A 21,803-nucleotide genomic window follows, 5' to 3' on the forward strand; every position below is an offset into this window, starting at 1 on the left:
GCATTGCAGCCCCAGCTTCGCGCTGGGGCTTTTTTTGGGCGGCGGGTTTCCATAATGCGTCCATGAGTTCCGGCTACCTCTGGATCAAGGCCTTCCACATCGTGTTCGTCGCGAGCTGGTTCGCGGGCCTGTTCTACCTGCCGCGGCTGATGGTGAACCTGGCGCAGGTGCCGCAGGGCAGCACCGCCGAACGCGAGCGCCTGCTCGGCATGGGGCGCCGCCTGTACCGCTTCGCCACGCTGCTGATGGTGCCGGCGCTCGCGCTGGGCCTGTGGCTGTGGCTCGGCTACGGGGTCACCGGTGGCTGGCTGCATGCCAAGCTGGCCGTCGTGCTGGCGGTGATCGGCTACCACCACGCCTGCGGGTCGATGCTGCGCGCGTTCGAGGCCGGCACCAACCGCCGCAGCCAACGCTGGTTCCGCGTCTTCAACGAGGTGTCGGTCCTGCTGTTCATCGCCGCCGTCGTGCTCGTGGTCGTCAAGCCCTTCTGATGCAACACCGCAGCACCGCGCTGCCGCTGGCCTTGTGCGCCGCTGCGCTGGTGCTGTATGCGAGCCTGTATCCGTTCGAGGGCTGGCGCTGGCCACCGGGCCTGGATGTCGTCGCCGTGGTGTCGCTGCCCTGGCCGGTCTACAGCAGCCGGTTCGACGACTGGACCAATGCCCTGGGCTACCTGCCGCTGGGCGCGCTGGTGTACGGCGCCGGAGTGCGTGGCGGCGCTCGCGCCCTGCCGGCCTTCGTGGCCGCGATCCTGCTGCCCACGGCGCTGTCGGCGTCGGTCGAGGTGGCGCAGCAGTTCCTGCCTGGGCGGGTGCCCTCGCTGAAGGACCTGGTGCTCAATGCCGCAGGCGCCACGGCCGGTGCGGTGCTGGCCGCCGCGTTGCAGTCGGCCGGCTGGGTGGACCGCTGGCAGGCGCTGCGCGAGCGCTGGTTCGCACGCGACAGCGCCACCGCGCTGCTGCTGCTGCTGCTGTGGCCGGTGGCGCTGCTGTTTCCTGCCCCGGTGCCGCTGGGGCTCGGGCATGTCTGGGGCGAGGTCGCGGCCGCGGTGCAGTCGGTCCTGGAAGGCACGCCGTGGCAAGACGACGCCGCCGCCTGGCTGGCGGACAGCGGCCGTGCCGCCGCGCCGCTGAGCCGCATCGAGGAAGGGCTGGTCGTCGCGCTCGGCCTGCTCGCGCCCTGCCTGCTCGCCTATGCCACCAGCCATGCCGGCTGGCACCGGCTCCTGCTGCTGGCCGGCGCGGTGCTGTTGGGCCTGGGCGTGACCACGCTGTCGACGGCGGTGAACTTCGGCCCCGCGCATGCGCTGGCCTGGTGGTCGCCCGCGGTGCTGCCGGCGCTGTCCGTCGGCGCGGCGCTGGGCCTGCTGGCCGCGGGACTGGGCCGCCGCGTCGCCGGCGCGCTCGGGTTCGCGGCGCTCGCCGTGCTCGTGACCCTGGTCGCGCGTGCGCCGGCCGACCCCTACTACGCCGCCAGCCTGCAGGGCTGGGAGCAGGGACGGTTCATCCGATTCCACGGTCTGGCGCAGTGGGTGGGCTGGCTGTGGCCGTTCGCGGCCATGACCTGGCTGCTGGCCCGCATGGTGCGCCGCGACGGCGGCTGATGCGAAGGCGCCTGCGCAGGGTCGGCTCCTACAATCCCTGCATGACCGACAGCTACTACAAGCGCCACATCTTCTTCTGCCTGAACCGGCGCGACAACGGCGAGGCCTGCTGCGCCGACCATGACGCGCAGGCGGGCTTCGACCGCTGCAAGTCGCGCGTCAAGGCCGCAGGCCTGATGGGCCCCGGCGGCGTGCGCGTCAACAAGGCGGGCTGCCTCGACCGCTGCGCCGGCGGGCCGGTGGCCGTGGTGTACCCGGAGGCCGTCTGGTACAACTTCGTGGACGCCGCCGACATCGACGAGATCGTCGACTCGCACCTGAAGAACGGCCAGGTGGTGGACCGCCTGCGCCTGGCGCCCGACGTCGGGCGCTGATCCGTCGTGAACCCGCGAACCGACCGCCGCGTGGTGGCAGGCCCCGCCGGGGACCTGGCCTGCGCGCTCGACGCGCCCGAGGGCGAGCCGCGCGGCCTGGCCGTCGTCTGCCATCCGCATCCGCTGCACGGCGGCACGATGGACAACAAGGTGGTGGCCACGCTGGCGCGCGCCTTCCTGCAATGCGGCTGGCGCACGGTGCGCTTCAACTTCCGTGGCGTCGGCGGCTCCGCCGGCACCTGGGACGAGGGCCGCGGCGAGATCGACGACGCGCTGGCGGTGGTGCAGGCGCTGCGCCAGCCCGGCGAGACGCTCGCCCTGGCGGGCTTCTCGTTCGGCGCCTACGTCGCCTCGCACGCGGCGGTGCGCGTGCAGCCGTCGCAGATGGTGCTGGTGGGCCCCGCGACACAGAACTTCACGGTGGCCCCCGTGCCCGCGGGTACCCTCGTGGTGCACGGCGAGGCCGACGAGGTGGTGCCGCTGTCCTGCACGATGGACTGGGCGCGCCCGCAGGCCCTGCCGGTGACGGTGGTGCCCGGTGGCGGGCACTTCTTCCACGGCCAGCTGCCGCTGCTCAAGGCCCTGGTGCTGCGGCACCTGGGGCAGATCGACACTCTCTCCTTCGACCGATGAAAAGACTCTTCGCTCTCGCGGTGGCTGCGGCCACCGCGCTGTGCAGCCTGGGCGCGCTGGCGCAGGCGCCGCAGCCGCCCGAACTGGCCGCGCGCCAGTACCTGCTGATGGACCTGACCACAGGCCAGACGCTGGCCGAGCGCGACGCCGACACGCCCACCGACCCGGCGTCGCTGACCAAGCTGATGACGGCCTACGTCGTGTTCGGCGCCCTGCGCGACAAGAAGCTCACGCTCGAGCAGCAGGTGCCGGTGAGCCAGCGCGCCTGGGACGAACGCAAGGGCGACCCGTCGCTGATGTTCATCGACACCACGATGAAGCCCACGGTGGACGAACTGCTGCACGGGATGATCGTCGTGTCCGGCAACGACGCGTCGGTGGCGCTGGCCGAGGCGGTGGCCGGCAGCGTGGACGCGTTCGTCGGCATGATGAACCGGCAGGCCCAGGCCTGGGGCCTGAAGAACACGGCCTTCCGCAACGTGACGGGCATGACCGAGGCCGGCCATCGCGCCAGCGCGCGCGACATCGCCGTGATCGCGGCGCACATCGTGCGCGACTTCCCGCAGTACTACCGCTACTACTCGCTCAAGGAGTACACGTACAACAAGATCCGGCAGGACAACCGCAACCTGCTGCTGCGCCGCGACGCGACGGTGGACGGCATGAAGACCGGCTTCACCGATGCGGCGGGCTACTGCCTCGTGGCCAGCGCGTCGCGCGAGTACCCCAACCTGGGCGCGGGCCAGAAGCGGCGCCTGCTGTCGGTGGTGCTGGGCACGGGCTCGCGCGAGGCACGCGCCAACGAAAGCCAGAAGCTGCTGAACTGGGGCTTCAGCGCGTTCGACCCGGTGCGGCTGTTCGAGGCCGGCAAGCCGATCCTGTCGCCCGAGGTCTGGAAGGGCACGAAGCGCGAGGCCGCGCTCGGCGCGGAAGGCCCGGTGATCGTGGCCGTGCCGCGCGGCGAGGCCGACAAGCTGCGCACCCAGGTCGTGCGCACCGACCCGCTGGTGGCGCCGCTGGCGCAGGGCCAGCGCGTGGGCACGATCAAGGTGACGACGGCCGCCGGCGCCACGGTGGCCGAAGTGCCGCTGGTGGTGCAGTCCGCCGTGGATCAGGCCGGCCTGTTCGGGCGCGCCTGGGACGCGGTGCGGCTGTGGATCCGCTGACGCCGGTGACACAATGACCGCAACCGGAGACACCGCATGAGCACCGACCGCCTCTGCTACCTCAACGGCAGCTTCAGGCCGATGTCGCAGGCCCATGTGTCGGTGCTCGACCGCGGCTTCATCTTCGGCGACGGCATCTACGAGGTGGTGCCGGTGTACGGGCGGCGCCTGTTCCGCTTCCACGAGCACATGGCGCGGCTGGAGCGGTCGCTCGAGCGCATCCGGATCCGCAATCCGCACACGCGGGACGAATGGCTGCAGCGCTGCCGCCGGCTGGTGGCCGCGCTGGCGGAGTCCGAAGGCGTGGACGACCAGGTGATCTACCTTCAGGTCACGCGCGGCGTGGCCCCGCGCGACCACGTCATGCCCGAGGGCATCGAGCCGACGGTGTTCATGATGTGCAACCCGATGAAGCCGGCCACCGCCGAGCAGCGCCACCACGGCGTGACCTGCACCACCGCGCGCGACTTCCGCTGGGAGCGCGGCGACATCAAGAGCGTCTCGCTGCTGGGCAATGTGCTGGCGCGCCAGATGTCGGCCGACCACGGCGCCTTCGAGACCATCATGTTCCGCGACGGCGCGCACGGTGGCCCCTGGCTTACCGAGGCGTCGGGCAGCAATGTCTGGATCGTCAAGGACGGGGCCCTGCTCGGGCCGCCGCGCAGCGAGCACGTGCTCGAGGGCATCCGGGTCGAGCTGCTGGCCGAGCTGTGCGAAGAGACCGGCATTGCCTACAACCTGCGGCCGATCTCGGAGTCCGACGTGCGCTCCGCCGACGAGGTGCTCCTGACGTCGGCCACCAAGGAGGTGATCGCGGTCACCCGCCTGGACGGCGAGCTGGTGGGCCACGGCGCGCTGCGCGGCAAGCCCGGCCCGGTGTACGCGCGGCTGTACGAGGCCTACCAGCGCGCCAAGTCCTTGCAGGCGATATGAGCACCGACACCGGCACGCCGGGCCGGGACAGCCTGATCCAGTACCCGAGCGCGTTCCCGATCAAGGTGATGGGCGCCCATGTCGAAGGCTTCACCGAAGCCGTCGTCGCGGTGGCGCGGCAGTTCGACCCGGGCTTCGACGCCACCACGGTCGAGAAGCGCCCGAGCAAGGGCGGCAATTACCTCGGCCTGACGATCACTATCACGGCCACCAGCCGCGAGCAGCTCGACGAGCTGTACCGCACCCTGTCCACCCATCCGATGGTGAAGGTGGTGCTGTAGCGGCACGGCGCGGCGCGCGCCGGGGCAGTCGCCGGTGTCAGCTCGCCGGTGTCAGCTCGCCGGCCGCGAAAGCCGATCGTCGATCTCGCGCACCTTGCCCGGCGCAGCCAGGTCGCCGTTGCGCGCCGCGGCGGCGTACCAGTAGCGTGCCTCGGCGAGGTCACGCTCGATGCCGTCGCCGCCCTCGAGCATGGACGCATACAGGTACATCGCGCCGACGTCGCCGCCCTGGGCCGCGAGCCGGTACCAGCGCGCCGCCAGCGCCGCGTCGCGCACGGCGCCGCGGCCGAGGTAGTACGCGGTGCCCAGGTCCACCCGGGCGTCGACGCTGCCCGCCTCGGCAGCGCGCCACAGCCACAGCACCGAGCGCTGCAGGTCCACCGGCAGCCCGGCGCGACCCAACTCATGCAGTTCCGCCATGGCCACCATGGCGGTCACGAAGCCGGCGTCCGCGGCCCGGGTCATCAGCCGCACGCCCTGGGCGTCGCTGGCGCGGGGCAATTCGCGCCGCAGGTGCATCACGGCCAGGTTGTAGTCGGCTGCGGCCACACCTTCGCTCGACAGGCGGCCGAAGGCTGCCCGGGCCCGGGCGAGGTCGCCCCGTTCGTAGGCGGCCACCGCGTCCTGCAGCCGGGTGTCGGGCCCGGCACCGAAGGCGGGCAGGGCGGCCAGCAGCGCGCAGGCGGCGGCGAACTTGAGTCTGGGCATGGGTTGCACGATACCTCCGGGGCTTGGTCGGCGCAGGGCGCCGGGCCTTTCACTGCCATGCGAGACTTCGGCCCGATGCGCGTCCGGATGCTCGGCCATTGCGACTGGCAAGCCACTGCCGAGGCGATGCACGCCTTCACGCAGGCGCGCGACGAACACACGCCCGACGAACTCTGGCTGGCCGAGCACGATCCGGTCTTCACGCAGGGCCTGGCCGGGCGCGCCGAGCACGTGCTCGGCGCGGGCGACATCCCGGTGCTGCAGAGCAACCGGGGCGGGCAGGTCACCTACCACGGCCCGGGTCAGGTGCTGGCGTATCCGCTGGTGGACCTGCGCCGGCACGGCATCTACGTCAAGGAGTTCGTCTACCGGCTCGAGTCGGCGGTGCTCAAGGTGCTCGAGGGCGCGGGCCTGACCGGGCACCGGGTGGCCGGCGCCCCGGGCATCTACGTCAGGCTCGACGACCCGTCCGGCCACGCGTCGCTCGCCGGCCCGGCCGACCCGCGCGACCCGTTCCGCGGCCTGGGCAAGGTGGCGGCGCTGGGCATCAAGGTCAGCCGCCACTGCACGTACCACGGCGTGGCGCTGAACGTGGCGATGGACCTGGAACCCTTCTCGCGCATCGACCCTTGCGGCTACTCAGGGCTGGCCACGGTGGACCTCGCTAGACTGGGCGTCCGGATGGACTGGGGCGACGCTGCCGACCGACTGTCCCGCGCCCTCGTCAACCAGTTCCTGCCATGAGCACCGAAACCCCCTACGACCCCACTGCCAAGCAGAAGGCCCAGGCCAAGACCGCGCGCATCCCGATCAAGGTGGTGCCGGCCGAGGTGCTGAAGAAGCCCGACTGGATCCGGGTCAAGGCGGCCACGCCGAACTCGCGCTTCTACGAGATCAAGCAGATCCTGCGCGAGCACAAGCTGCACTCGGTGTGCGAGGAGGCGTCCTGCCCGAACATCGGCGAGTGCTTCGGCAAGGGCACGGCCACGTTCATGATCATGGGCGACAAGTGCACGCGCCGCTGCCCCTTCTGCGACGTCGGCCACGGCCGCCCGGATCCGCTGGACACGCAGGAGCCCGAGAACCTGGCGCGCACGATCGCGGCACTGAAGCTGAAGTACGTGGTGATCACCAGCGTCGACCGCGACGATCTGCGCGACGGCGGGGCGGCGCACTTCGTCGAGTGCATCCGTCGCACGCGCGAGCTGTCCCCGTCCACCACGATAGAGGTGCTGGTTCCGGACTTCCGCGGCCGCGACGACCGCGCGCTGGACATCCTGAAAGCCGCGCCCCCGGACGTGATGAACCACAACCTGGAGACCGTGCCGCGCCTGTACAAGGAGGCGCGCCCGGGCAGCGACTACACCTTCAGCCTGAACCTGCTGCGCAAGTTCAAGGCCCTGTTCCCCGACGTGCCGACCAAGAGCGGCCTGATGGTGGGCCTGGGCGAGACTGACGAGGAAATCCTCGCCGTGATGCGCGACATGCGCTCGCACGGGATCGACATGCTCACGATCGGGCAGTACCTCGCCCCCAGCGGCCACCACCTGCCGGTGCGGCGCTACGTGCATCCGGACACCTTCGCGATGTTCGAGCGCGAGGCGGTGGCGATGGGCTTCTCGCACGCCGCCGTGGGCGCCCTTGTGCGGTCGAGCTATCACGCCGACCAGCAGGCCCACGCGGCCGGCGTCGCGCCGGCCTGAGCGGCGCCGCGTCCGAGACGTAGTTCACGCGCCGCGGCCGCCGGCGCCGGATCGGACGGATCTGCTTGCAACTTGCGACGCCTGCCGGGGCGCGCCCCAGGCAAGCTCGCGCCATGGACCTGCTTGCTTTGCGGAATCTGCGCCCTGCCCCGGTGCGCTCGACGATCGCGGCCCTGTTTGCCGCGGTGCTTGCCGGCTGCGGAGGCGGGGGCGGCGGCGGCGACGAGTCGGCGACGGCGGCTGCGCCTTCGGCACCCTCGCCGGCTCCCGGCCCTGCGCCGGCTCCGTCGCCTTCACCCGCGCCGTCGCCCTCGCCGTCCCCGGCGCCGCCGCCGGCCGGGCCCGACATGACCTGCGGGCTGTCGTCCTTCGACGCCGACGCGTTGCGTCTGATCAACCAGTACCGCGCGGCCGGTGCGACGTGCGGCAGCCGGGGCAGCTTCCCGGCGGCGCCGCCGCTGGCGGCGCAGGCGCAGCTCGCGCGGGCGGCCTACGACCACTCGCGCGACATGGCCGACAACAACTATTTCAGCCACACCAGCCTCGACGGCCGCACGCTTGGCACGCGCGTCACGGCGGCCGGCTATGCCTGGTCCACGGTGGGGGAGAACATCGCGGCCGGCTACTCGACGGTGCAGCAGACGGTGGATGCCTGGATGGCCAGCGACGGCCATTGCGCCAACCTGATGAACGCGCGCTTCACGCAGTACGGCCTGGCCTGCGCCCGCAACGACGCGAGCACTTACCGCACCTACTGGACGCTCAACCTCGGGCGGCCCTGAATTCCACGCGCGACAGCCGCGCGCTCAGGTCTCGGCGAGCAGTTCGCCGATCAGCGCCTGCAGCGCGGCGAAGTCCGGCGTGCCCAGGTAGCGCTTGACGACGCGGCCCTGGCGGTCGATCAGGAACGTGGTCGGCGTCATCTGCACGTCGCCGAACGAGCGCGCGATCGCGCCGGTGTTGTCGATCGCCACGCCGAACGGCAGCCGGCGCGACTCGGCGAAGCGGGCCACGTAGGCCGGCGGGTCGTAGCTCATCGCCACGGCCAGGGTCTCGTAGCCGCGGGCGCGGAATTTCTCGTGCGTGGCGACGATCTGGGGCATCTCGGCCACGCAGGTGGTGCAGCTGGTGGCCCAGAAGTTCACCAGCACCACCTTGCCCTTCATGGCGTCGGTGGACGCCTTGCTGCCGTCGAGCAGGGTGTACGACACTGAGGGCGCGGGCTCGCGCGCCATGATCGACCGCCAGGCCAGGCCGGCGGCGGCCACCAGGGCGAGGGCGATCAGGACGAGCGGGAGCGGACGCGTGACTTTCATGAAGGGCAGGCCATGCAGCGAAGACAGTTTACGGCCGGGTGGATTCTCGTATCGGGTCTCGGGTTCCGTGGCACGGCGCGGGCCGCCGGCCTGAGCGAGACCGATGCCGCGTCCGGCGTGCGCGCGGCCCTTGAGCGCGGCGCAGGCTCGGCCGTGGCCCTGCTCGGGCGCAACGACGGCTTCCTGGCCAACCCCAAGGTGCGCATCGAGCTGCCCGGGTTCCTGAAGGACGCGGCAAAACTGCTGCGCGCCACGGGGCAGGGTGCCCGCGTCGACGAGCTGGTGCTGGCGATGAACCGCGCCGCCGAGGCGGCCGTGCCCGAGGCCAAGGCGCTGCTGGTGTCCGCGGCCCGGTCGATGTCGGTGGAGGACGCGGTGCGCATCGTGCGCGGGTCGGAAACGTCGGTCACCGAGTTCTTCAGCCGCAAGACCCGTGCGCCGCTGGAAGTGAAGTTCCTGCCGATCGTGGAGCGCGCCACGGCGCGCGTGTCGCTGGCGCGCAAGTACGACGCCGTGGCTGGCAAGGCGGCCGGGCTCGGCCTGGTGCGCAAGGAGGACGCGGACCTGAACCGCTACGTCGGCGGCAAGGCCCTCGACGGCCTGTACCAGATGATCGGCGAGGAGGAAAAGCGCATCCGCCGCGACCCCGTGTCCACGGGCAGCGCGATCCTGCGCAAGGTGTTCGGCAGCTGACGACCGGTGGCGGGCCGGATAATCGGCCGCGATGTACCGACCCCACCGATCCGCCGTCGTCGTTGCCGCGGCGGCCCTGGCCGGCTGTGCGCCCGCGCTGGACTGGCGCGAAGTGCGGCCCGACGGCAGCCAGGCCCGGCTGATGATGCCCTGCAAGCCGGCCAGCCACGCGCGCACGGTCGCGCTGGCGCAGCGCCGGATCGAGATGTCCCTGTATGCCTGCACCGCGGGCGAGGTGACCTACGCCCTGGCGTTCGCCGACATGGTCGACCCCGCGGTCGTGACCGCGGCGCTGGGTGAGCTGGCGCAGACGGCCATCGCGAACCTGCGCGCGGCCGACTCGGCGGCGTCGTCGTCCGCTGGCGTGCCCGGCATGACGCCCAATGCACAGGCCGCCCAATGGCGCCTTGAAGGCCGGCTGCCGGACGGCCGGCAGATCCAGGAGCACATGGCGCTGTTCGCCTACGGCACCCGCGTCTACCAGGCCACCATGGTGGGTGCCCGCATCGACGCCGAGGCCCGTGAGACCTTCTTCTCCGGCCTGGCCGTGGGGCGATGACGCATCTCGCCACGGCCGCCGGGCCGCAGGAGGAATCGGCCGGCGCGTCGGTGGCCGTGGCGATGTTCCTGGCGTTCGCATTCGCCTACTTCTTCTCGGCGCTTCTGCGGGCGGTGACTGCGACGCTGGCGCCGGCCTTCAGCACCGAGCTCGGGCTGTCCTCGGCCGACCTCGGCCTGCTCGCCGGCGCGTACTTCCTGGGCTTTTCGGCCATGCAGCTGCCGCTCGGGCGCTGGCTGGACAGCTTCGGCCCGCGCCGGGTGCTGCTGGCGTTCCTGACCATCGCGGTGGTGGCGTGTGGCGCGTTCGCCCTGGCGACGTCTTTCCCCGGCCTGTGGGTGGCCCGGGCCCTGATCGGCGTGGGCGTGTCGGCGTGCCTGATGGCCCCGATGACGGCGTATCGGCGCCGGTTCGGCCCGGCGGCGCAGCTGCGCGCCAACTCCTGGATGCTGATGACCGGGTCGCTCGGCATGCTGGCGTCGACCCTGCCGGTGCAGTGGCTGATGCCGGTGACCGGCTGGCGCGGCCTGTTCTGGGGCGTCGGTGCGGCGCTGCTGCTGGCGATGGTGCTGATCGCGGTCCTGGTGCCCCGCGACAGCCCGCCGCCGGCTCCGGCCGCGCAGGACGGCGGCGGCTATCTCGCGATCTTCCGGCACCCCTACTTCGTGCGGCTGACGCCGCTGGCCTTCGTGGTCTATGGCGGCCTGCTGGCCGTGCAGTCCCTTTGGGCCGGCCCCTGGCTCACCGTGGTGGCCGGGCAGAGCGCGCAGGACGCGGCGAAGGGCCTGTTCCTGATCAACCTGTCCATGCTGTGCGCGTTCTTCGCCTGGGGCGTGGTGATGCCGCGCCTGACCCACCGCGGCTGGAAGGTCGACCAGCTGATCACGCTGGGCGTGCCGCTGTCGCTGCTGCTGCTGGCCGCCGCGGTGGCGCTGGGGCCGCGCGCCCAGGCCGCACATTGGGCGCTGTGGTGCGTGTCGTGCACCTTCGTGTCCCTGAGCCAGCCGGCGGTGGGGCAGGCCTTCCCGCCGAGCCAGGCCGGGCGGGCCCTGTCGGCATTCAACCTCGTGATCTTCCTCGGCGTGTTCTGCACCCAGTGGGGCATCGGGCTGGCGATCGACGCGCTGGCGTCGACCGGTCTGTCGCGGGCCGACGCCATGCGCGCCGCGCTGGGGCTGTTCGGGCTGGCCAGCATCGCGGCCTATGCCTGGTTCGTCATGCGTCGTGCCGACCCATAATCGGGCCGAATCGGAGTTCGCTTGATGGCCGGCCTGCTGATCATCGCCCATGCGCCCCTCGCGTCGGCCCTGCGCCAGGTGGCCGAGCACGTGTATCCGGGCTGCGCCGCCAGCGTGCAGGCGATCGATGTGCTGCCCCAGACCGCGCCCGAGGACCTGCTGGCCCGCGCCGCCGCGACGCTGGAGTCGATGCCCGCCCGGGACACCCTGATCCTCACCGACGTGTTCGGTGCCACGCCCTGCAACGTGGCCCAGCGCGTGGCCGACGGCGTGCGCGTGCGGGTGGTGACGGGCGTCAACGTGCCGATGCTGTGGCGCACCCTGTGTTACGCGGACGAGTCGCTCGACTCGTTGGTGGCGCGAGCGCTTGCCGGTGCCACCCAGGGCGTGCTGCAGGCCACGCCCACCAGGCCACAACAACAGGCGCGCGGCGCCGGGGAAGCGGATGCAAAAGGCGACCGTCAGGATCAGCAATAAGTTGGGGCTCCACGCGCGGGCCTCGGCCAAGCTCACCAAGCTGGCGGGCAGCTTCGCCTGCGACATCCACATGAGCCGCAACGGTCGGCGCATCAATGCCAAGAGCATCATGGGCGTGATGATGCTGGCCGCCGGCATGGGCTCCGACGTCGAGATCGAGGCCGACGGCAGCGACGAGGCGGCGGCGCTGCAGGCGCTGCAGGCCCTGGTCAACGACAAGTTCGGCGAGGCCGAATGAGCCGCACCGGTTCCGCGCGCGCCCGGAGGGCCCCGGCATGACCATCCAGATCTTCGGCCTGGCGGTGGCCCGCGGGGTGGCCATCGGCCGCGCGGTGCTCATCGCGTCGAGCCGGGTCGACGTGGCGCACTACTTCGTCAATGTCGAGCAGGCGGAGTCCGAGGTCGCGCGGCTGCATCAGGCTCGCGACGAGGTGGCCCATGAACTGTCCACGCTGCAGCACGACCTGCCGGCGGATGCGCCGCACGAGTTGTCGGCCCTGCTGGACGTCCACCTGATGCTGCTGCACGACGAGAACCTCGTCGGTGCGGCGTCCACCTGGGTCCGCGAGCGGCACTACAACGCCGAGTGGGCGCTGTCGGCGCAGCTCGAGGTGCTGGCGCGCCAGTTCGACGAGATGGAGGACGAATACCTGCGCGAGCGCAAGGCCGACCTCGAGCAGGTGACCGAGCGCGTGCTGGCCGCCCTGGCCCGTCAGGGCGGCGCCCACACGACCCGCGCGGGCGCGCCGCCGGCGCCGGACTTCGGCGGCGAGGAGCCGCTGGTGCTGGTGGCCAGCGACATCGCACCGGCCGACATGCTGCAGTTCAAGCGCAGCGTGTTCAAGGGCTTCGTCACCGACGTCGGCGGGCGCACGTCGCATACCGCGATCGTGGCGCGCAGCATGGACATCCCGGCCGTGGTCGGCGCGCGCGAGGGCAGCCGCCTCATCCGTCAGGACGACTGGATCATCATCGACGGCGACACCGGGGTCGTCATCGTCGATCCGCCGCCGATCGTGCTCGAGGAGTACCGCTTCCGGCAGCGTCAGCTCCAGCTGGAGCGCGAGCGTCTGGACCGGCTGCGCCACACGCCGGCCGTCACGCTGGACGGCCAGGCCGTCGAGATGCTCGCCAACATCGAGATGCCCGACGACGCGGCCGTGGCGCTGGAGTCGGGCGCGGTCGGGGTGGGGCTCTTCCGCAGCGAATTCCTCTTCATGAACCGGGGCTCGGACCTGCCCGGTGAGGACGAGCAGTTCGAGGCCTACCGCGCGGCGGTCGAGTCGATGAAGGGCCTGCCGGTGACGATCCGCACGGTCGACATCGGCGCCGACAAGCCGCTCGATCGCATGAACGTCCACGAGTTGCGGCACGAGCACTCGCTCAATCCGGCGCTCGGGCTGCGCGCGATCCGCTGGAGCCTTGCCGAGCCCGCCATGTTTCGTGCGCAGCTGCGCGCCATCCTGCGGGCCAGCGCGTTCGGCCAGGTGCGCATCCTGGTGCCCATGCTCGCGCATGTTTCCGAGGTGCGCCAGACGCTCGAGGCGCTCGAGCGTGCCAAGCAGCAATTGCGCGATGCGGGCAAGGCGTTCACCGACGTGCAGGTGGGCGCCATGATCGAGGTGCCGGCGGCGGCCGTGAGGATCGACAGCTTCCTGCGCCACTTCGACTTCGTGTCGATTGGCACCAACGACCTGATCCAGTACACCCTCGCGATCGATCGGGCGGATGAGCATGTGGCTCACCTGTACGACCCCTGGCATCCGGCCGTGCTGGCGCTCATCAACACCACCATCACGAAGGCGATCGCCGCGGGCAAGGGCGTCAGTGTGTGTGGCGAAATGGCCGGCGACCCGGCCTTCACGCGTCTGCTGCTCGCGATGGGGCTGCGCAGCTTCTCGATGCATCCGCGCCAGATCGCTCCGGTGAAGCAGGCCGTCCTGAGGGCGGATGCGCAGCAGATGTCCGCGCACGTCGCCACCGTCCTCGAGGGCGACGACCCGTTTCAGGCCGCGCAGTCGCTGCTGGGCGGGCCTTCCCACTGAGGCGCTTCGGCCACCCGCACACGCAACGTTGGCAGTCCTCAAAAACCCGTGCTATAGTCGCGGGCTTCGTTGGGTGCCGGGCACTCGGCGCAGGCAAGTCGGCAAGCCCGGTGCGCCAGCAGCCAGAAAGCCCGATCACTTGACAAGGATAAGAAAAACAGAAGAGAATCCCATCTCTTCGCTGAACGAAAGTCAGCGCGTCGCGAAAGCGGCAGGTTCTTTAAAAACAAACAGCCGATAAGCGTGGGCGTTTGAAGGCGAATGCCAAGAGTCGCAAGACTCTCAAACGCTCACGGATGAAGAAGTGAAGTTCACTTCAATTCCGTATTGAGCAAAATTCAAGATCGAACTGAAGAGTTTGATCCTGGCTCAGATTGAACGCTGGCGGCATGCCTTACACATGCAAGTCGAACGGTAACGCGGGGCAACCTGGCGACGAGTGGCGAACGGGTGAGTAATGCATCGGAACGTGCCCAGTAGTGGGGGATAGCCCGGCGAAAGCCGGATTAATACCGCATACGACCTACGGGTGAAAGCGGGGGACCGTAAGGCCTCGCGCTATTGGAGCGGCCGATGTCAGATTAGGTTGTTGGTGGGGTAAAGGCCTACCAAGCCGACGATCTGTAGCTGGTCTGAGAGGACGACCAGCCACACTGGGACTGAGACACGGCCCAGACTCCTACGGGAGGCAGCAGTGGGGAATTTTGGACAATGGGGGCAACCCTGATCCAGCCATGCCGCGTGCGGGAAGAAGGCCTTCGGGTTGTAAACCGCTTTTGTCAGGGAAGAAACGCTCTGGGCTAATACCCCGGGGTAATGACGGTACCTGAAGAATAAGCACCGGCTAACTACGTGCCAGCAGCCGCGGTAATACGTAGGGTGCAAGCGTTAATCGGAATTACTGGGCGTAAAGCGTGCGCAGGCGGTCGTGCAAGACAGATGTGAAATCCCCGGGCTTAACCTGGGAACTGCATTTGTGACTGCACGGCTGGAGTGCGGCAGAGGGGGATGGAATTCCGCGTGTAGCAGTGAAATGCGTAGATATGCGGAGGAACACCGATGGCGAAGGCAATCCCCTGGGCCTGCACTGACGCTCATGCACGAAAGCGTGGGGAGCAAACAGGATTAGATACCCTGGTAGTCCACGCCCTAAACGATGTCAACTGGTTGTTGGACGGCTTGCTGTTCAGTAACGAAGCTAACGCGTGAAGTTGACCGCCTGGGGAGTACGGCCGCAAGGTTGAAACTCAAAGGAATTGACGGGGACCCGCACAAGCGGTGGATGATGTGGTTTAATTCGATGCAACGCGAAAAACCTTACCTACCCTTGACATGCCTGGAATCCTGCAGAGATGTGGGAGTGCTCGAAAGAGAGCCAGGACACAGGTGCTGCATGGCCGTCGTCAGCTCGTGTCGTGAGATGTTGGGTTAAGTCCCGCAACGAGCGCAACCCTTGCCATTAGTTGCTACGAAAGGGCACTCTAATGGGACTGCCGGTGACAAACCGGAGGAAGGTGGGGATGACGTCAGGTCCTCATGGCCCTTATGGGTAGGGCTACACACGTCATACAATGGCCGGTACAGAGGGCTGCCAACCCGCGAGGGGGAGCTAATCCCAGAAAACCGGTCGTAGTCCGGATCGCAGTCTGCAACTCGACTGCGTGAAGTCGGAATCGCTAGTAATCGCGGATCAGCTTGCCGCGGTGAATACGTTCCCGGGTCTTGTACACACCGCCCGTCACACCATGGGAGCGGGTTCTGCCAGAAGTAGTTAGCCTAACCGCAAGGGGGGCGATTACCACGGCAGGGTTCGTGACTGGGGTGAAGTCGTAACAAGGTAGCCGTATCGGAAGGTGCGGCTGGATCACCTCCTTTCTGGAAAAGTGCATTCAAATTCTTGCGCCCACACTTATCGGCTGTAGTCGACGACAGATCACATGGCGTGAGGGTCTGTAGCTCAGTCGGTTAGAGCACCGTCTTGATAAGGCGGGGGTCGTTGGTTCGAATCCAACCAGACCCACCATCGTCTGTCGGGGGTGTAGCTCAGCTGGGAGAGCACCTGCTTTGCAAGCAGGGGGTCATCGGTTCGATCCCGTTCACCTCCACCACTGTCTCAGACGGCCAGGCAAGCGATTGCTGATCGCTTGCCTGGCCGGTCTTTGGATCGGCTGTCGTTCTTTAACAATTCATAGAGTCGAATCAGCGTTGCCGGCGGAAAGCCCTTTGGGGTACCGTGCCGTCGGCAACTGATGATTGCGTCACCAGACAACTGCTTCGAAAGAAGCTTTTGAACGGCATAACGCGAATACTCAAATCGATCGCAAGATCGACAGTCCTTGACAGGAGCCCCATACGGGGCGTCAAAGTTATAGGGTCAAGTGACTAAGTGCATGTGGTGGATGCCTTGGCGATTACAGGCGATGAAGGACGTGATAGCCTGCGATAAGCTGCGGGGAGCTGGCAAACGAGCTTTGATCCGCAGATTTCCGAATGGGGAAACCCACCCGCAAGGGTATCGCATGCTGAATACATAGGCATGCGAAGCGAACCGGGCGAACTGAAACATCTCAGTAGCTCGAGGAATAGACATCAACCGAGATTCCGAAAGTAGTGGCGAGCGAAATCGGACCAGCCTGCACGTTTTAGCAGTCGACTTATCAGAACGGAATGGAAAGTCCGGCCATAGTGGGTGATAGCCCCGTACGAGAAAAGACGACTGTGGAACTGGGCGTGCGACAAGTAGGGCGGGACACGTGAAATCCTGTCTGAAGATGGGGGGACCATCCTCCAAGGCTAAATACTCGTAATCGACCGATAGTGAACAAGTACCGTGAGGGAAAGGCGAAAAGAACCCCGGGAGGGGAGTGAAATAGATCCTGAAACCGCATGCATACAAAAAGTCGGAGCCCGCAAGGGTGACGGCGTACCTTTTGTATAATGGGTCAGCGACTTACATTCAGTGGCAAGCTTAACCGAATAGGGGAGGCGCAGGGAAACCGAGTCCGAATAGGGCGTTCAGTCGCTGGGTGTAGACCCGAAACCAGGTGATCTATCCATGGCCAGGATGAAGGTGAGGTAACACTTACTGGAGGTCCGAACCGACTAGTGTTGCAAAACTAGCGGATGAGCTGTGGATAGGGGTGAAAGGCTAAACAAACCTGGAGATAGCTGGTTCTCTCCGAAAACTATTTAGGTAGTGCCTCAAGTATTACCAACGGGGGTAGAGCACTGTTATGGCTAGGGGGTCATGGCGACTTACCAAACCATTGCAAACTCCGAATACCGTTGAGTACAGCTTGGGAGACAGTGCACCGGGTGCTAACGTCCGGACACAAGAGGGAAACAACCCAGACCGCCAGCTAAGGTCCCTAATATTGGCTAAGTGGGAAACGAAGTGGGAAGGCTAAAACAGTCAGGATGTTGGCTTAGAAGCAGCCATCATTTAAAGAAAGCGTAATAGCTCACTGATCGAGTCGTCCTGCGCGGAAGATGTAACGGGGCTAAGCCAGTAACCGAAGCTGCGGATCGTGGCAACACGATGGTAGGAGAGCGTTCCGTACGCCTGTGAAGGTGGGTCGTGAGGCCTGCTGGAGGTATCGGAAGTGCGAATGCTGACATGAGTAGCGTTAAAGGGGGTGAAAAGCCCCCTCGCCGAAAGCGCAAGGTTTTCTACGCAACGTTCATCGGCGTAGAGTGAGTCGGCCCCTAAGGCGAGGCAGAGATGCGTAGCTGATGGGAAACAGGTCAATATTCCTGTACCGATGTGTAGTGCGATGTGGGGACGGAGAAGGTTAGCTCAGCCGGGTGTTGGATGTCCCGGTTCAAGCCTGTAGTCGTGCCTGGTAGGCAAATCCGCCAGGCTTAGATGAGGGGTGATAACGAGGAAGCTTGCTTCCGAAGTGAGTGATACCCTGCTTCCAGGAAAAGCCACTAAGCTTCAGCTGCACACGACCGTACCGCAAACCGACACTGGTGCGCGTGATGAGTATTCTCAGGCGCTTGAGAGAACTCTGGAGAAGGAACTCGGCAAATTGACACCGTAACTTCGGAAGAAGGTGTGCCTTTAGTAGGTGAAGTCGTACAGACGGAGCCCAATGAGGCCGCAGAGAATCGGTGGCTGCGACTGTTTATTAAAAACACAGCACTCTGCTAAGACGAAAGTCGACGTATAGGGTGTGACGCCTGCCCGGTGCTGGAAGATTAAATGATGGGGTGCAAGCTCTTGATTGAAGTCCCAGTAAACGGCGGCCGTAACTATAACGGTCCTAAGGTAGCGAAATTCCTTGTCGGGTAAGTTCCGACCTGCACGAATGGCGTAACGATGGCCACACTGTCTCCTCCAGAGACTCAGCGAAGTTGAAATGTTTGTGATGATGCAATCTCCCCGCGGAAAGACGGAAAGACCCCATGAACCTTTACTGTAGCTTTACATTGGACTTTGAACAGATCTGTGTAGGATAGGTGGGAGGCTTTGAAGTCCGGTCGCTAGATCGGATGGAGCCAACGTTGAAATACCACCCTGGTGTGTTTGAGGTTCTAACCTTGACCCGTTATCCGGGTTGGGGACAGTGTATGGTAGGCAGTTTGACTGGGGCGGTCTCCTCCCAAAGCGTAACGGAGGAGTTCGAAGGTACGCTAGGCACGGTCGGAAATCGTGCTGATAGTGCATAGGCATAAGCGTGCTTGACTGCGAGACTGACAAGTCGAGCAGGTACGAAAGTAGGACTAAGTGATCCGGTGGTTCTGTATGGAAGGGCCATCGCTCAACGGATAAAAGGTACTCTGGGGATAACAGGCTGATACCGCCCAAGAGTTCATATCGACGGCGGTGTTTGGCACCTCGATGTCGGCTCATCTCATCCTGGGGCTGTAGCCGGTCCCAAGGGTATGGCTGTTCGCCATTTAAAGAGGTACGTGAGCTGGGTTTAAAACGTCGTGAGACAGTTTGGTCCCTATCTTCCGTGGGCGCTGCAAGATTGAGAGAGCCTGCTCCTAGTACGAGAGGACCGGAGTGGACGCACCTCTGGTGTATCGGTTGTCACGCCAGTGGCATTGCCGAGTAGCTAAGTGCGGAAGAGATAACCGCTGAAAGCATCTAAGCGGGAAACTCGTCTCAAGATGAGTCTTGCCGGGGCCTTGAGCCCCCTGAAGAGTCGTTCGAGACCAGGACGTTGATAGGCCGGGTGTGGAAGCGCAGTAATGCGTTGAGCTAACCGGTACTAATTGCTCGTGAGGCTTGACCCTATAACTTTGACGTGTTCGTCAACAGTTATGCCGGGTGGCGTAATCATCAAACTGATTCGATTCTGTGAATTGGCTTGCCCGAAGTTCGGGCAGGCGACAAGTCAAGCCTGATGACCATAGCGAGGTGGTCCCACTCCTTCCCATCCCGAACAGGACAGTGAAACGCCTCTGCGCCGATGATAGTGCGGATGCCCGTGTGAAAGTAGGACATCGTCAGGCTAATTACCAGAGAAGCCCGGCCTGCAAAGGTCGGGCTTTTCGCCTTTCCGGGCCGACCACTGCAGCGTGGCCGCTTTCGGCTGTGGCCTGGCGCGTGATCAGCGCGGCCGGAGTTCCCGCCGCAGGATCTTGCCGACGTTGCTCTTCGGCAGATCGTCCCTGAACTCGATCTGGCGCGGGCGCTTGTAGGCGGTGAAGTTGTCGCGGCAATAGGCGGCGAGGTCCTCCTCGGACAGCGACGGGTCGCGCTTGACCACGTACAGCTTCACCGCTTCGCCGGACTTCGCGTCCGGCACGCCCACCGCGGCGCACTCCAGCACGCCAGGGTGCAGGCCCACCACCTGCTCGATCTCGGTCGGATAGACGTTGAAGCCCGACACCAGAATCATGTCCTTCTTGCGATCGACGATCCTGACGTAGCCCCGCTCGTCCATGATGCCGATGTCGCCGGACTTGAAGTACCCGTCGTCCGTCATGACCTTGGCCGTCTCGTCCGGCCGCTGCCAGTAACCGGCCATCACCTGCGGGCCACGGATGCAGATCTCCCCCGGCTGCCCCGTGGGCAGGTCCTTGCCGTCGTCGTCGCGGATGGCGATGCGGGTGGACGGGATCGGGATGCCGATCGTCCCGCTAAAGCTCTGGCTGTCCACGCGGTTCGAGGTGGCCACCGGCGAGGTCTCGGACAGGCCGTAGCCCTCGACGATGGGGCAGCCCGTCACCTCGAGCCAGCGCTTGGCCGTCGCCTCCTGCACGGCCATGCCCCCACCATTGCTCACCACCAGGCCGGAAAAGTCCAGCCGCGCGAACGCCGCGTCGTTGGCCAGCGCGTTGAACAACGTGTTGACGGCCGGGAACATGTTCACCCGGTAGTCCGACAGCGTGCGCACCAGCCCCGGAATGTCGCGCGGATTGGGGATCAGCAGGTTCAGCATGCCCAGCCGCGCGCCCATCAGGTAGCAGATCGTCAGCGCGAAGATGTGATACATCGGCAGCGCGCACACCACGGTCAGCTGTGCCCCCGCCACCTTGTCCAGCATCGGCCGGAACCAGGCCTCGGTCTGCAGGATGTTGGCCACCACGTTGCGATGCAGCAGCGTCGCCCCCTTGGACACGCCGGTGGTGCCGCCCGTGTACTGCAGGAACGCGACGTCGTCCGGCCTGACGTCGGCGCGCCGCATCGTCATGCGCGAGCCCTTCTCCCACGCGTCGACGAAGCGAATGACCGAGCAGCCACCATCCAGCGGGAGCCGGAACTCGGGCACCATCTTCTTCAGGTGCCGCACCGCGAAGTTCACGAAGCGGCCCTTCCAGAAGCCGAGCATGTCGCCCATGCTCAGCAGCACCACCTGGCGCACGGCCGTGCGCTCGATCACTTCCTCCAGCGTGTGGGCGAAGTTCTCCAGGATGAAGATCACGCGCGCACCCGAGTCGTTGAGCTGGTGCTCCAGCTCGCGCGGCGTGTAAAGCGGGTTCACGTTGACCACCACGTGCCCCGCGCGCAGCACGGCGGCAATGGCCGCCATGTACTGCGGCAGGTTCGGCATCATCAACGCGACGCGCGACCCGCGCTCGAGCGACAGGCTCTGCAGCCACGCGCACAGGTCCTGCGACACACGGTCCATGTCGCCGAAGGTCCATCGGCCGCCCAGGCACGCGGCGGCGTCGCGGGACGCGTACTGCCGGAACGCGCCATCCAGCACGTCCACCAGCGTGGTCTGGCCGTCAAGGGCGATCTCGGCCGGAACGCCGGCCGGGTACTCGGCCAGCCAGGGACGGGCATCGGACTCCAGGGGGCTAGGGCTCAGCATGGGCCCGATGCTGCTTGGCCCCTTGCCGCATGGCTACGGGAGTTGTCCTAGCCGTCCGACGTGCCGTCCGCCGCGCCGCCCGACTCGTCGAACAGCGCTTCGGCCAGCGCCGTCTCGCGCGCCTCGATGATCGACAGGAACGCATCGGCGCCCCTCATCGCGTGGAAGTGATCGAACCCAGACTCCAGGAACGCCTGTAGCGTGCCGAGACCGGACGCCCGCGCCGGCCCCCGCATCAGCCGCAGACTCGTCCGGAGCATGGGGACGCGGGTCAGCCGGTCGATCGACTCGCCCACCGTGCGCACCAGGCCGATCTGGCGCTGGCGCCCCGGCGCATCGCCACAGCGGCGCCAGGCCCGCGCATAGTCGCCGGGCGCCAGCGTGGCGGTGGCGTCGCCGCCAAGGGCCCGGCCCATTGCCGTATCGAAGCGCTCGGACAGCGCATGCAGCGCGCCCAGGCTCTCCACCGTTCGCACCACCTCCTCGGGGAACAGCCGCACCAGTGCCGGCACGATGCGGGCGAACTCGGCGTCCCGGCGGCTGAAGTCGGACGGGCCGTACAACTCCTCCAGGAAGAACCGCGCCGCGCCGGCGTAGCGCGGGCTGGCCAGCAGGTCGACATAGGTGTGGCGGAACCGCTCCTGCTGATACCGCTTCACGCGGTCGACCTGCCGCCCCAGCGCCGGGTCGGCCGCCCGCGCTGCGCGCTCGGCCGCCACGCAGGCCAGGTGGCCCGAGATCGCTTCGGCGGGGTCCATGCTCGGTCGGGGTAACTCTCTGCCTGCGTTAGTCGGCCGTCCCTA

Annotated in this window: 20 protein-coding genes, 2 tRNA genes and 3 rRNA genes; 21 read left to right on the forward strand and 4 right to left on the reverse strand. The window is 66.9% G+C overall.

Annotation, left to right across the window (positions count from 1 at the left end; translation table 11 throughout):
- Positions 1–62 precede the first annotated feature (62 nt).
- From AC2EAQ_RS17680 to AC2EAQ_RS17710, 7 genes are read left to right on the forward strand one after another with little or no spacing between them, the layout of a single operon-like run.
- Positions 63–491, forward strand: a complete 429-nt coding sequence (locus tag AC2EAQ_RS17680; RefSeq protein WP_484645755.1) for a CopD family protein — start codon at positions 63–65, stop codon at positions 489–491.
- A complete protein-coding gene (locus AC2EAQ_RS17685) occupies positions 491–1,603 on the forward strand; it encodes a VanZ family protein (protein WP_484645756.1) in 1,113 nt (370 codons plus the stop codon). Before AC2EAQ_RS17680 ends, AC2EAQ_RS17685 begins: the two co-directional genes overlap by 1 nt.
- A gap of 41 nt (positions 1,604–1,644) precedes the next feature.
- Positions 1,645–1,977: a (2Fe-2S) ferredoxin domain-containing protein gene (locus tag AC2EAQ_RS17690; protein ID WP_484645757.1), complete on the forward strand. Its 333-nt coding sequence runs from the start codon at positions 1,645–1,647 to the stop codon at positions 1,975–1,977.
- A gap of 6 nt (positions 1,978–1,983) precedes the next feature.
- A complete protein-coding gene (locus tag AC2EAQ_RS17695) occupies positions 1,984–2,610 on the forward strand; it encodes an alpha/beta hydrolase (RefSeq protein WP_484645758.1) in 627 nt (208 codons plus the stop codon).
- Positions 2,607–3,776 (forward strand): D-alanyl-D-alanine carboxypeptidase family protein, encoded by a 1,170-nt coding sequence (locus AC2EAQ_RS17700; RefSeq protein ID WP_484645759.1) that lies wholly within the window; start codon positions 2,607–2,609, stop codon positions 3,774–3,776. Before AC2EAQ_RS17695 ends, AC2EAQ_RS17700 begins: the two co-directional genes overlap by 4 nt.
- Positions 3,777–3,812: 36 nt before the next feature.
- Positions 3,813–4,709, forward strand: a complete 897-nt coding sequence (locus AC2EAQ_RS17705) for a D-amino acid aminotransferase (RefSeq protein WP_484645760.1) — start codon at positions 3,813–3,815, stop codon at positions 4,707–4,709.
- Complete coding sequence (locus AC2EAQ_RS17710) at positions 4,706–4,990, forward strand: YbeD family protein (RefSeq protein WP_484645761.1); 285 nt, start codon at positions 4,706–4,708, stop codon at positions 4,988–4,990. Before AC2EAQ_RS17705 ends, AC2EAQ_RS17710 begins: the two co-directional genes overlap by 4 nt.
- Before the next feature lie 51 nt (positions 4,991–5,041).
- Here AC2EAQ_RS17710 and AC2EAQ_RS17715 read toward each other — a convergent pair whose 3' ends face one another.
- Entirely contained in the window at positions 5,042–5,698 is a 657-nt protein-coding gene (locus tag AC2EAQ_RS17715; protein ID WP_484645762.1) for a tetratricopeptide repeat protein, read from the reverse strand.
- Positions 5,699–5,773: 75 nt separating this feature from the next.
- Here AC2EAQ_RS17715 and lipB point away from each other — a divergent pair, with 75 nt between their 5' ends.
- The 3 genes from lipB (at position 5,774) to AC2EAQ_RS17730 (ending at position 8,183) form a co-directional block, all read left to right on the forward strand.
- Positions 5,774–6,442 (forward strand): lipoyl(octanoyl) transferase LipB, encoded by a 669-nt coding sequence (lipB, locus tag AC2EAQ_RS17720; protein WP_484645825.1) that lies wholly within the window; start codon positions 5,774–5,776, stop codon positions 6,440–6,442.
- The gene (gene lipA, locus AC2EAQ_RS17725) at positions 6,439–7,401 is read left to right on the forward strand and encodes a lipoyl synthase (RefSeq protein WP_484645763.1); all 963 of its coding nucleotides are present in this window, start codon (positions 6,439–6,441) and stop codon (positions 7,399–7,401) included. The genes lipB and lipA overlap by 4 nt, the downstream gene beginning before the upstream one ends.
- A gap of 347 nt (positions 7,402–7,748) precedes the next feature.
- Positions 7,749–8,183, forward strand: a complete 435-nt coding sequence (locus AC2EAQ_RS17730; RefSeq protein ID WP_484645764.1) for a CAP domain-containing protein — start codon at positions 7,749–7,751, stop codon at positions 8,181–8,183.
- A gap of 24 nt (positions 8,184–8,207) precedes the next feature.
- Here the strand turns inward: AC2EAQ_RS17730 and AC2EAQ_RS17735 are convergent, their stop codons facing one another.
- A complete protein-coding gene (locus tag AC2EAQ_RS17735) occupies positions 8,208–8,717 on the reverse strand; it encodes a peroxiredoxin family protein (RefSeq protein WP_484645765.1) in 510 nt (169 codons plus the stop codon).
- A 12-nt stretch (positions 8,718–8,729) separates the two neighbouring features.
- Here AC2EAQ_RS17735 and AC2EAQ_RS17740 point away from each other — a divergent pair, with 12 nt between their 5' ends.
- The 11 genes from AC2EAQ_RS17740 (at position 8,730) to rrf (ending at position 19,192) form a co-directional block, all read left to right on the forward strand.
- Positions 8,730–9,410: a DUF4197 domain-containing protein gene (locus AC2EAQ_RS17740; RefSeq protein WP_484645766.1), complete on the forward strand. Its 681-nt coding sequence runs from the start codon at positions 8,730–8,732 to the stop codon at positions 9,408–9,410.
- Between the two features lie 31 nt (positions 9,411–9,441).
- The gene (locus AC2EAQ_RS17745) at positions 9,442–9,969 is read left to right on the forward strand and encodes a hypothetical protein (RefSeq protein ID WP_484645767.1); all 528 of its coding nucleotides are present in this window, start codon (positions 9,442–9,444) and stop codon (positions 9,967–9,969) included.
- Entirely contained in the window at positions 9,966–11,207 is a 1,242-nt protein-coding gene (locus AC2EAQ_RS17750) for an MFS transporter (RefSeq protein WP_484645768.1), read from the forward strand. The genes AC2EAQ_RS17745 and AC2EAQ_RS17750 overlap by 4 nt, the downstream gene beginning before the upstream one ends.
- Positions 11,208–11,231: 24 nt before the next feature.
- Positions 11,232–11,684 (forward strand): PTS sugar transporter subunit IIA, encoded by a 453-nt coding sequence (locus AC2EAQ_RS17755; RefSeq protein ID WP_484645769.1) that lies wholly within the window; start codon positions 11,232–11,234, stop codon positions 11,682–11,684.
- Positions 11,653–11,922, forward strand: a complete 270-nt coding sequence (locus tag AC2EAQ_RS17760; RefSeq protein ID WP_484645770.1) for an HPr family phosphocarrier protein — start codon at positions 11,653–11,655, stop codon at positions 11,920–11,922. The genes AC2EAQ_RS17755 and AC2EAQ_RS17760 overlap by 32 nt, the downstream gene beginning before the upstream one ends.
- Positions 11,923–11,959: 37 nt before the next feature.
- On the forward strand, positions 11,960–13,729 hold the full coding sequence (gene ptsP, locus AC2EAQ_RS17765) for a phosphoenolpyruvate--protein phosphotransferase (protein WP_484645771.1): 1,770 nt from the start codon (positions 11,960–11,962) through the stop codon (positions 13,727–13,729).
- Between the two features lie 346 nt (positions 13,730–14,075).
- Positions 14,076–15,604 (forward strand): 16S ribosomal RNA (locus AC2EAQ_RS17770).
- A gap of 71 nt (positions 15,605–15,675) precedes the next feature.
- Positions 15,676–15,752 (forward strand) — tRNA-Ile (locus AC2EAQ_RS17775).
- A gap of 9 nt (positions 15,753–15,761) precedes the next feature.
- Positions 15,762–15,837: transfer RNA gene (locus AC2EAQ_RS17780), tRNA-Ala, on the forward strand.
- A 264-nt stretch (positions 15,838–16,101) separates the two neighbouring features.
- Positions 16,102–18,973 (forward strand): 23S ribosomal RNA (locus tag AC2EAQ_RS17785).
- 106 nt (positions 18,974–19,079) lie between these two features.
- A 5S ribosomal RNA gene (gene rrf / locus AC2EAQ_RS17790) occupies positions 19,080–19,192 on the forward strand.
- Together the 16S, 23S and 5S rRNA genes with 2 tRNA genes alongside form the textbook arrangement of a ribosomal RNA operon.
- Before the next feature lie 98 nt (positions 19,193–19,290).
- Here the strand turns inward: rrf and AC2EAQ_RS17795 are convergent.
- Complete coding sequence (locus AC2EAQ_RS17795; protein WP_484645772.1) at positions 19,291–21,000, reverse strand: long-chain-fatty-acid--CoA ligase; 1,710 nt, start codon at positions 20,998–21,000, stop codon at positions 19,291–19,293.
- A 47-nt stretch (positions 21,001–21,047) separates the two neighbouring features.
- Positions 21,048–21,758, reverse strand: a complete 711-nt coding sequence (locus AC2EAQ_RS17800; protein WP_484645773.1) for a DUF8198 family protein — start codon at positions 21,756–21,758, stop codon at positions 21,048–21,050.
- Positions 21,759–21,803: the final 45 nt, after the last annotated feature.

It is taken from the genome of Aquabacterium sp. T101, assembly GCF_057219775.1.

Bases quoted from the DNA above. Each gene is read 5' to 3' on its own strand.
- AC2EAQ_RS17800 (WP_484645773.1), bottom strand. From the start codon at position 21,758: ATGGACCCCGCCGAAGCGATCTCGGGCCACCTGGCCTGCGTGGCGGCC.
- lipA (WP_484645763.1), top strand. From the start codon at position 6,439: ATGAGCACCGAAACCCCCTACGACCCCACTGCCAAGCAGAAGGCCCAG.
- AC2EAQ_RS17685 (WP_484645756.1), top strand. From the start codon at position 491: ATGCAACACCGCAGCACCGCGCTGCCGCTGGCCTTGTGCGCCGCTGCG.
- AC2EAQ_RS17700 (WP_484645759.1), top strand. From the start codon at position 2,607: ATGAAAAGACTCTTCGCTCTCGCGGTGGCTGCGGCCACCGCGCTGTGC.
- AC2EAQ_RS17755 (WP_484645769.1), top strand. From the start codon at position 11,232: ATGGCCGGCCTGCTGATCATCGCCCATGCGCCCCTCGCGTCGGCCCTG.
- AC2EAQ_RS17730 (WP_484645764.1), top strand. From the start codon at position 7,749: ATGACCTGCGGGCTGTCGTCCTTCGACGCCGACGCGTTGCGTCTGATC.
- AC2EAQ_RS17705 (WP_484645760.1), top strand. From the start codon at position 3,813: ATGAGCACCGACCGCCTCTGCTACCTCAACGGCAGCTTCAGGCCGATG.
- AC2EAQ_RS17690 (WP_484645757.1), top strand. From the start codon at position 1,645: ATGACCGACAGCTACTACAAGCGCCACATCTTCTTCTGCCTGAACCGG.
- AC2EAQ_RS17750 (WP_484645768.1), top strand. From the start codon at position 9,966: ATGACGCATCTCGCCACGGCCGCCGGGCCGCAGGAGGAATCGGCCGGC.
- AC2EAQ_RS17760 (WP_484645770.1), top strand. From the start codon at position 11,653: ATGCAAAAGGCGACCGTCAGGATCAGCAATAAGTTGGGGCTCCACGCG.
- AC2EAQ_RS17680 (WP_484645755.1), top strand. From the start codon at position 63: ATGAGTTCCGGCTACCTCTGGATCAAGGCCTTCCACATCGTGTTCGTC.
- AC2EAQ_RS17795 (WP_484645772.1), bottom strand. From the start codon at position 21,000: ATGCTGAGCCCTAGCCCCCTGGAGTCCGATGCCCGTCCCTGGCTGGCC.
- lipB (WP_484645825.1), top strand. From the start codon at position 5,774: ATGCGCGTCCGGATGCTCGGCCATTGCGACTGGCAAGCCACTGCCGAG.
- AC2EAQ_RS17735 (WP_484645765.1), bottom strand. From the start codon at position 8,717: ATGAAAGTCACGCGTCCGCTCCCGCTCGTCCTGATCGCCCTCGCCCTG.
- AC2EAQ_RS17710 (WP_484645761.1), top strand. From the start codon at position 4,706: ATGAGCACCGACACCGGCACGCCGGGCCGGGACAGCCTGATCCAGTAC.
- AC2EAQ_RS17745 (WP_484645767.1), top strand. From the start codon at position 9,442: ATGTACCGACCCCACCGATCCGCCGTCGTCGTTGCCGCGGCGGCCCTG.
- ptsP (WP_484645771.1), top strand. From the start codon at position 11,960: ATGACCATCCAGATCTTCGGCCTGGCGGTGGCCCGCGGGGTGGCCATC.
- AC2EAQ_RS17715 (WP_484645762.1), bottom strand. From the start codon at position 5,698: ATGCCCAGACTCAAGTTCGCCGCCGCCTGCGCGCTGCTGGCCGCCCTG.
- AC2EAQ_RS17740 (WP_484645766.1), top strand. From the start codon at position 8,730: ATGCAGCGAAGACAGTTTACGGCCGGGTGGATTCTCGTATCGGGTCTC.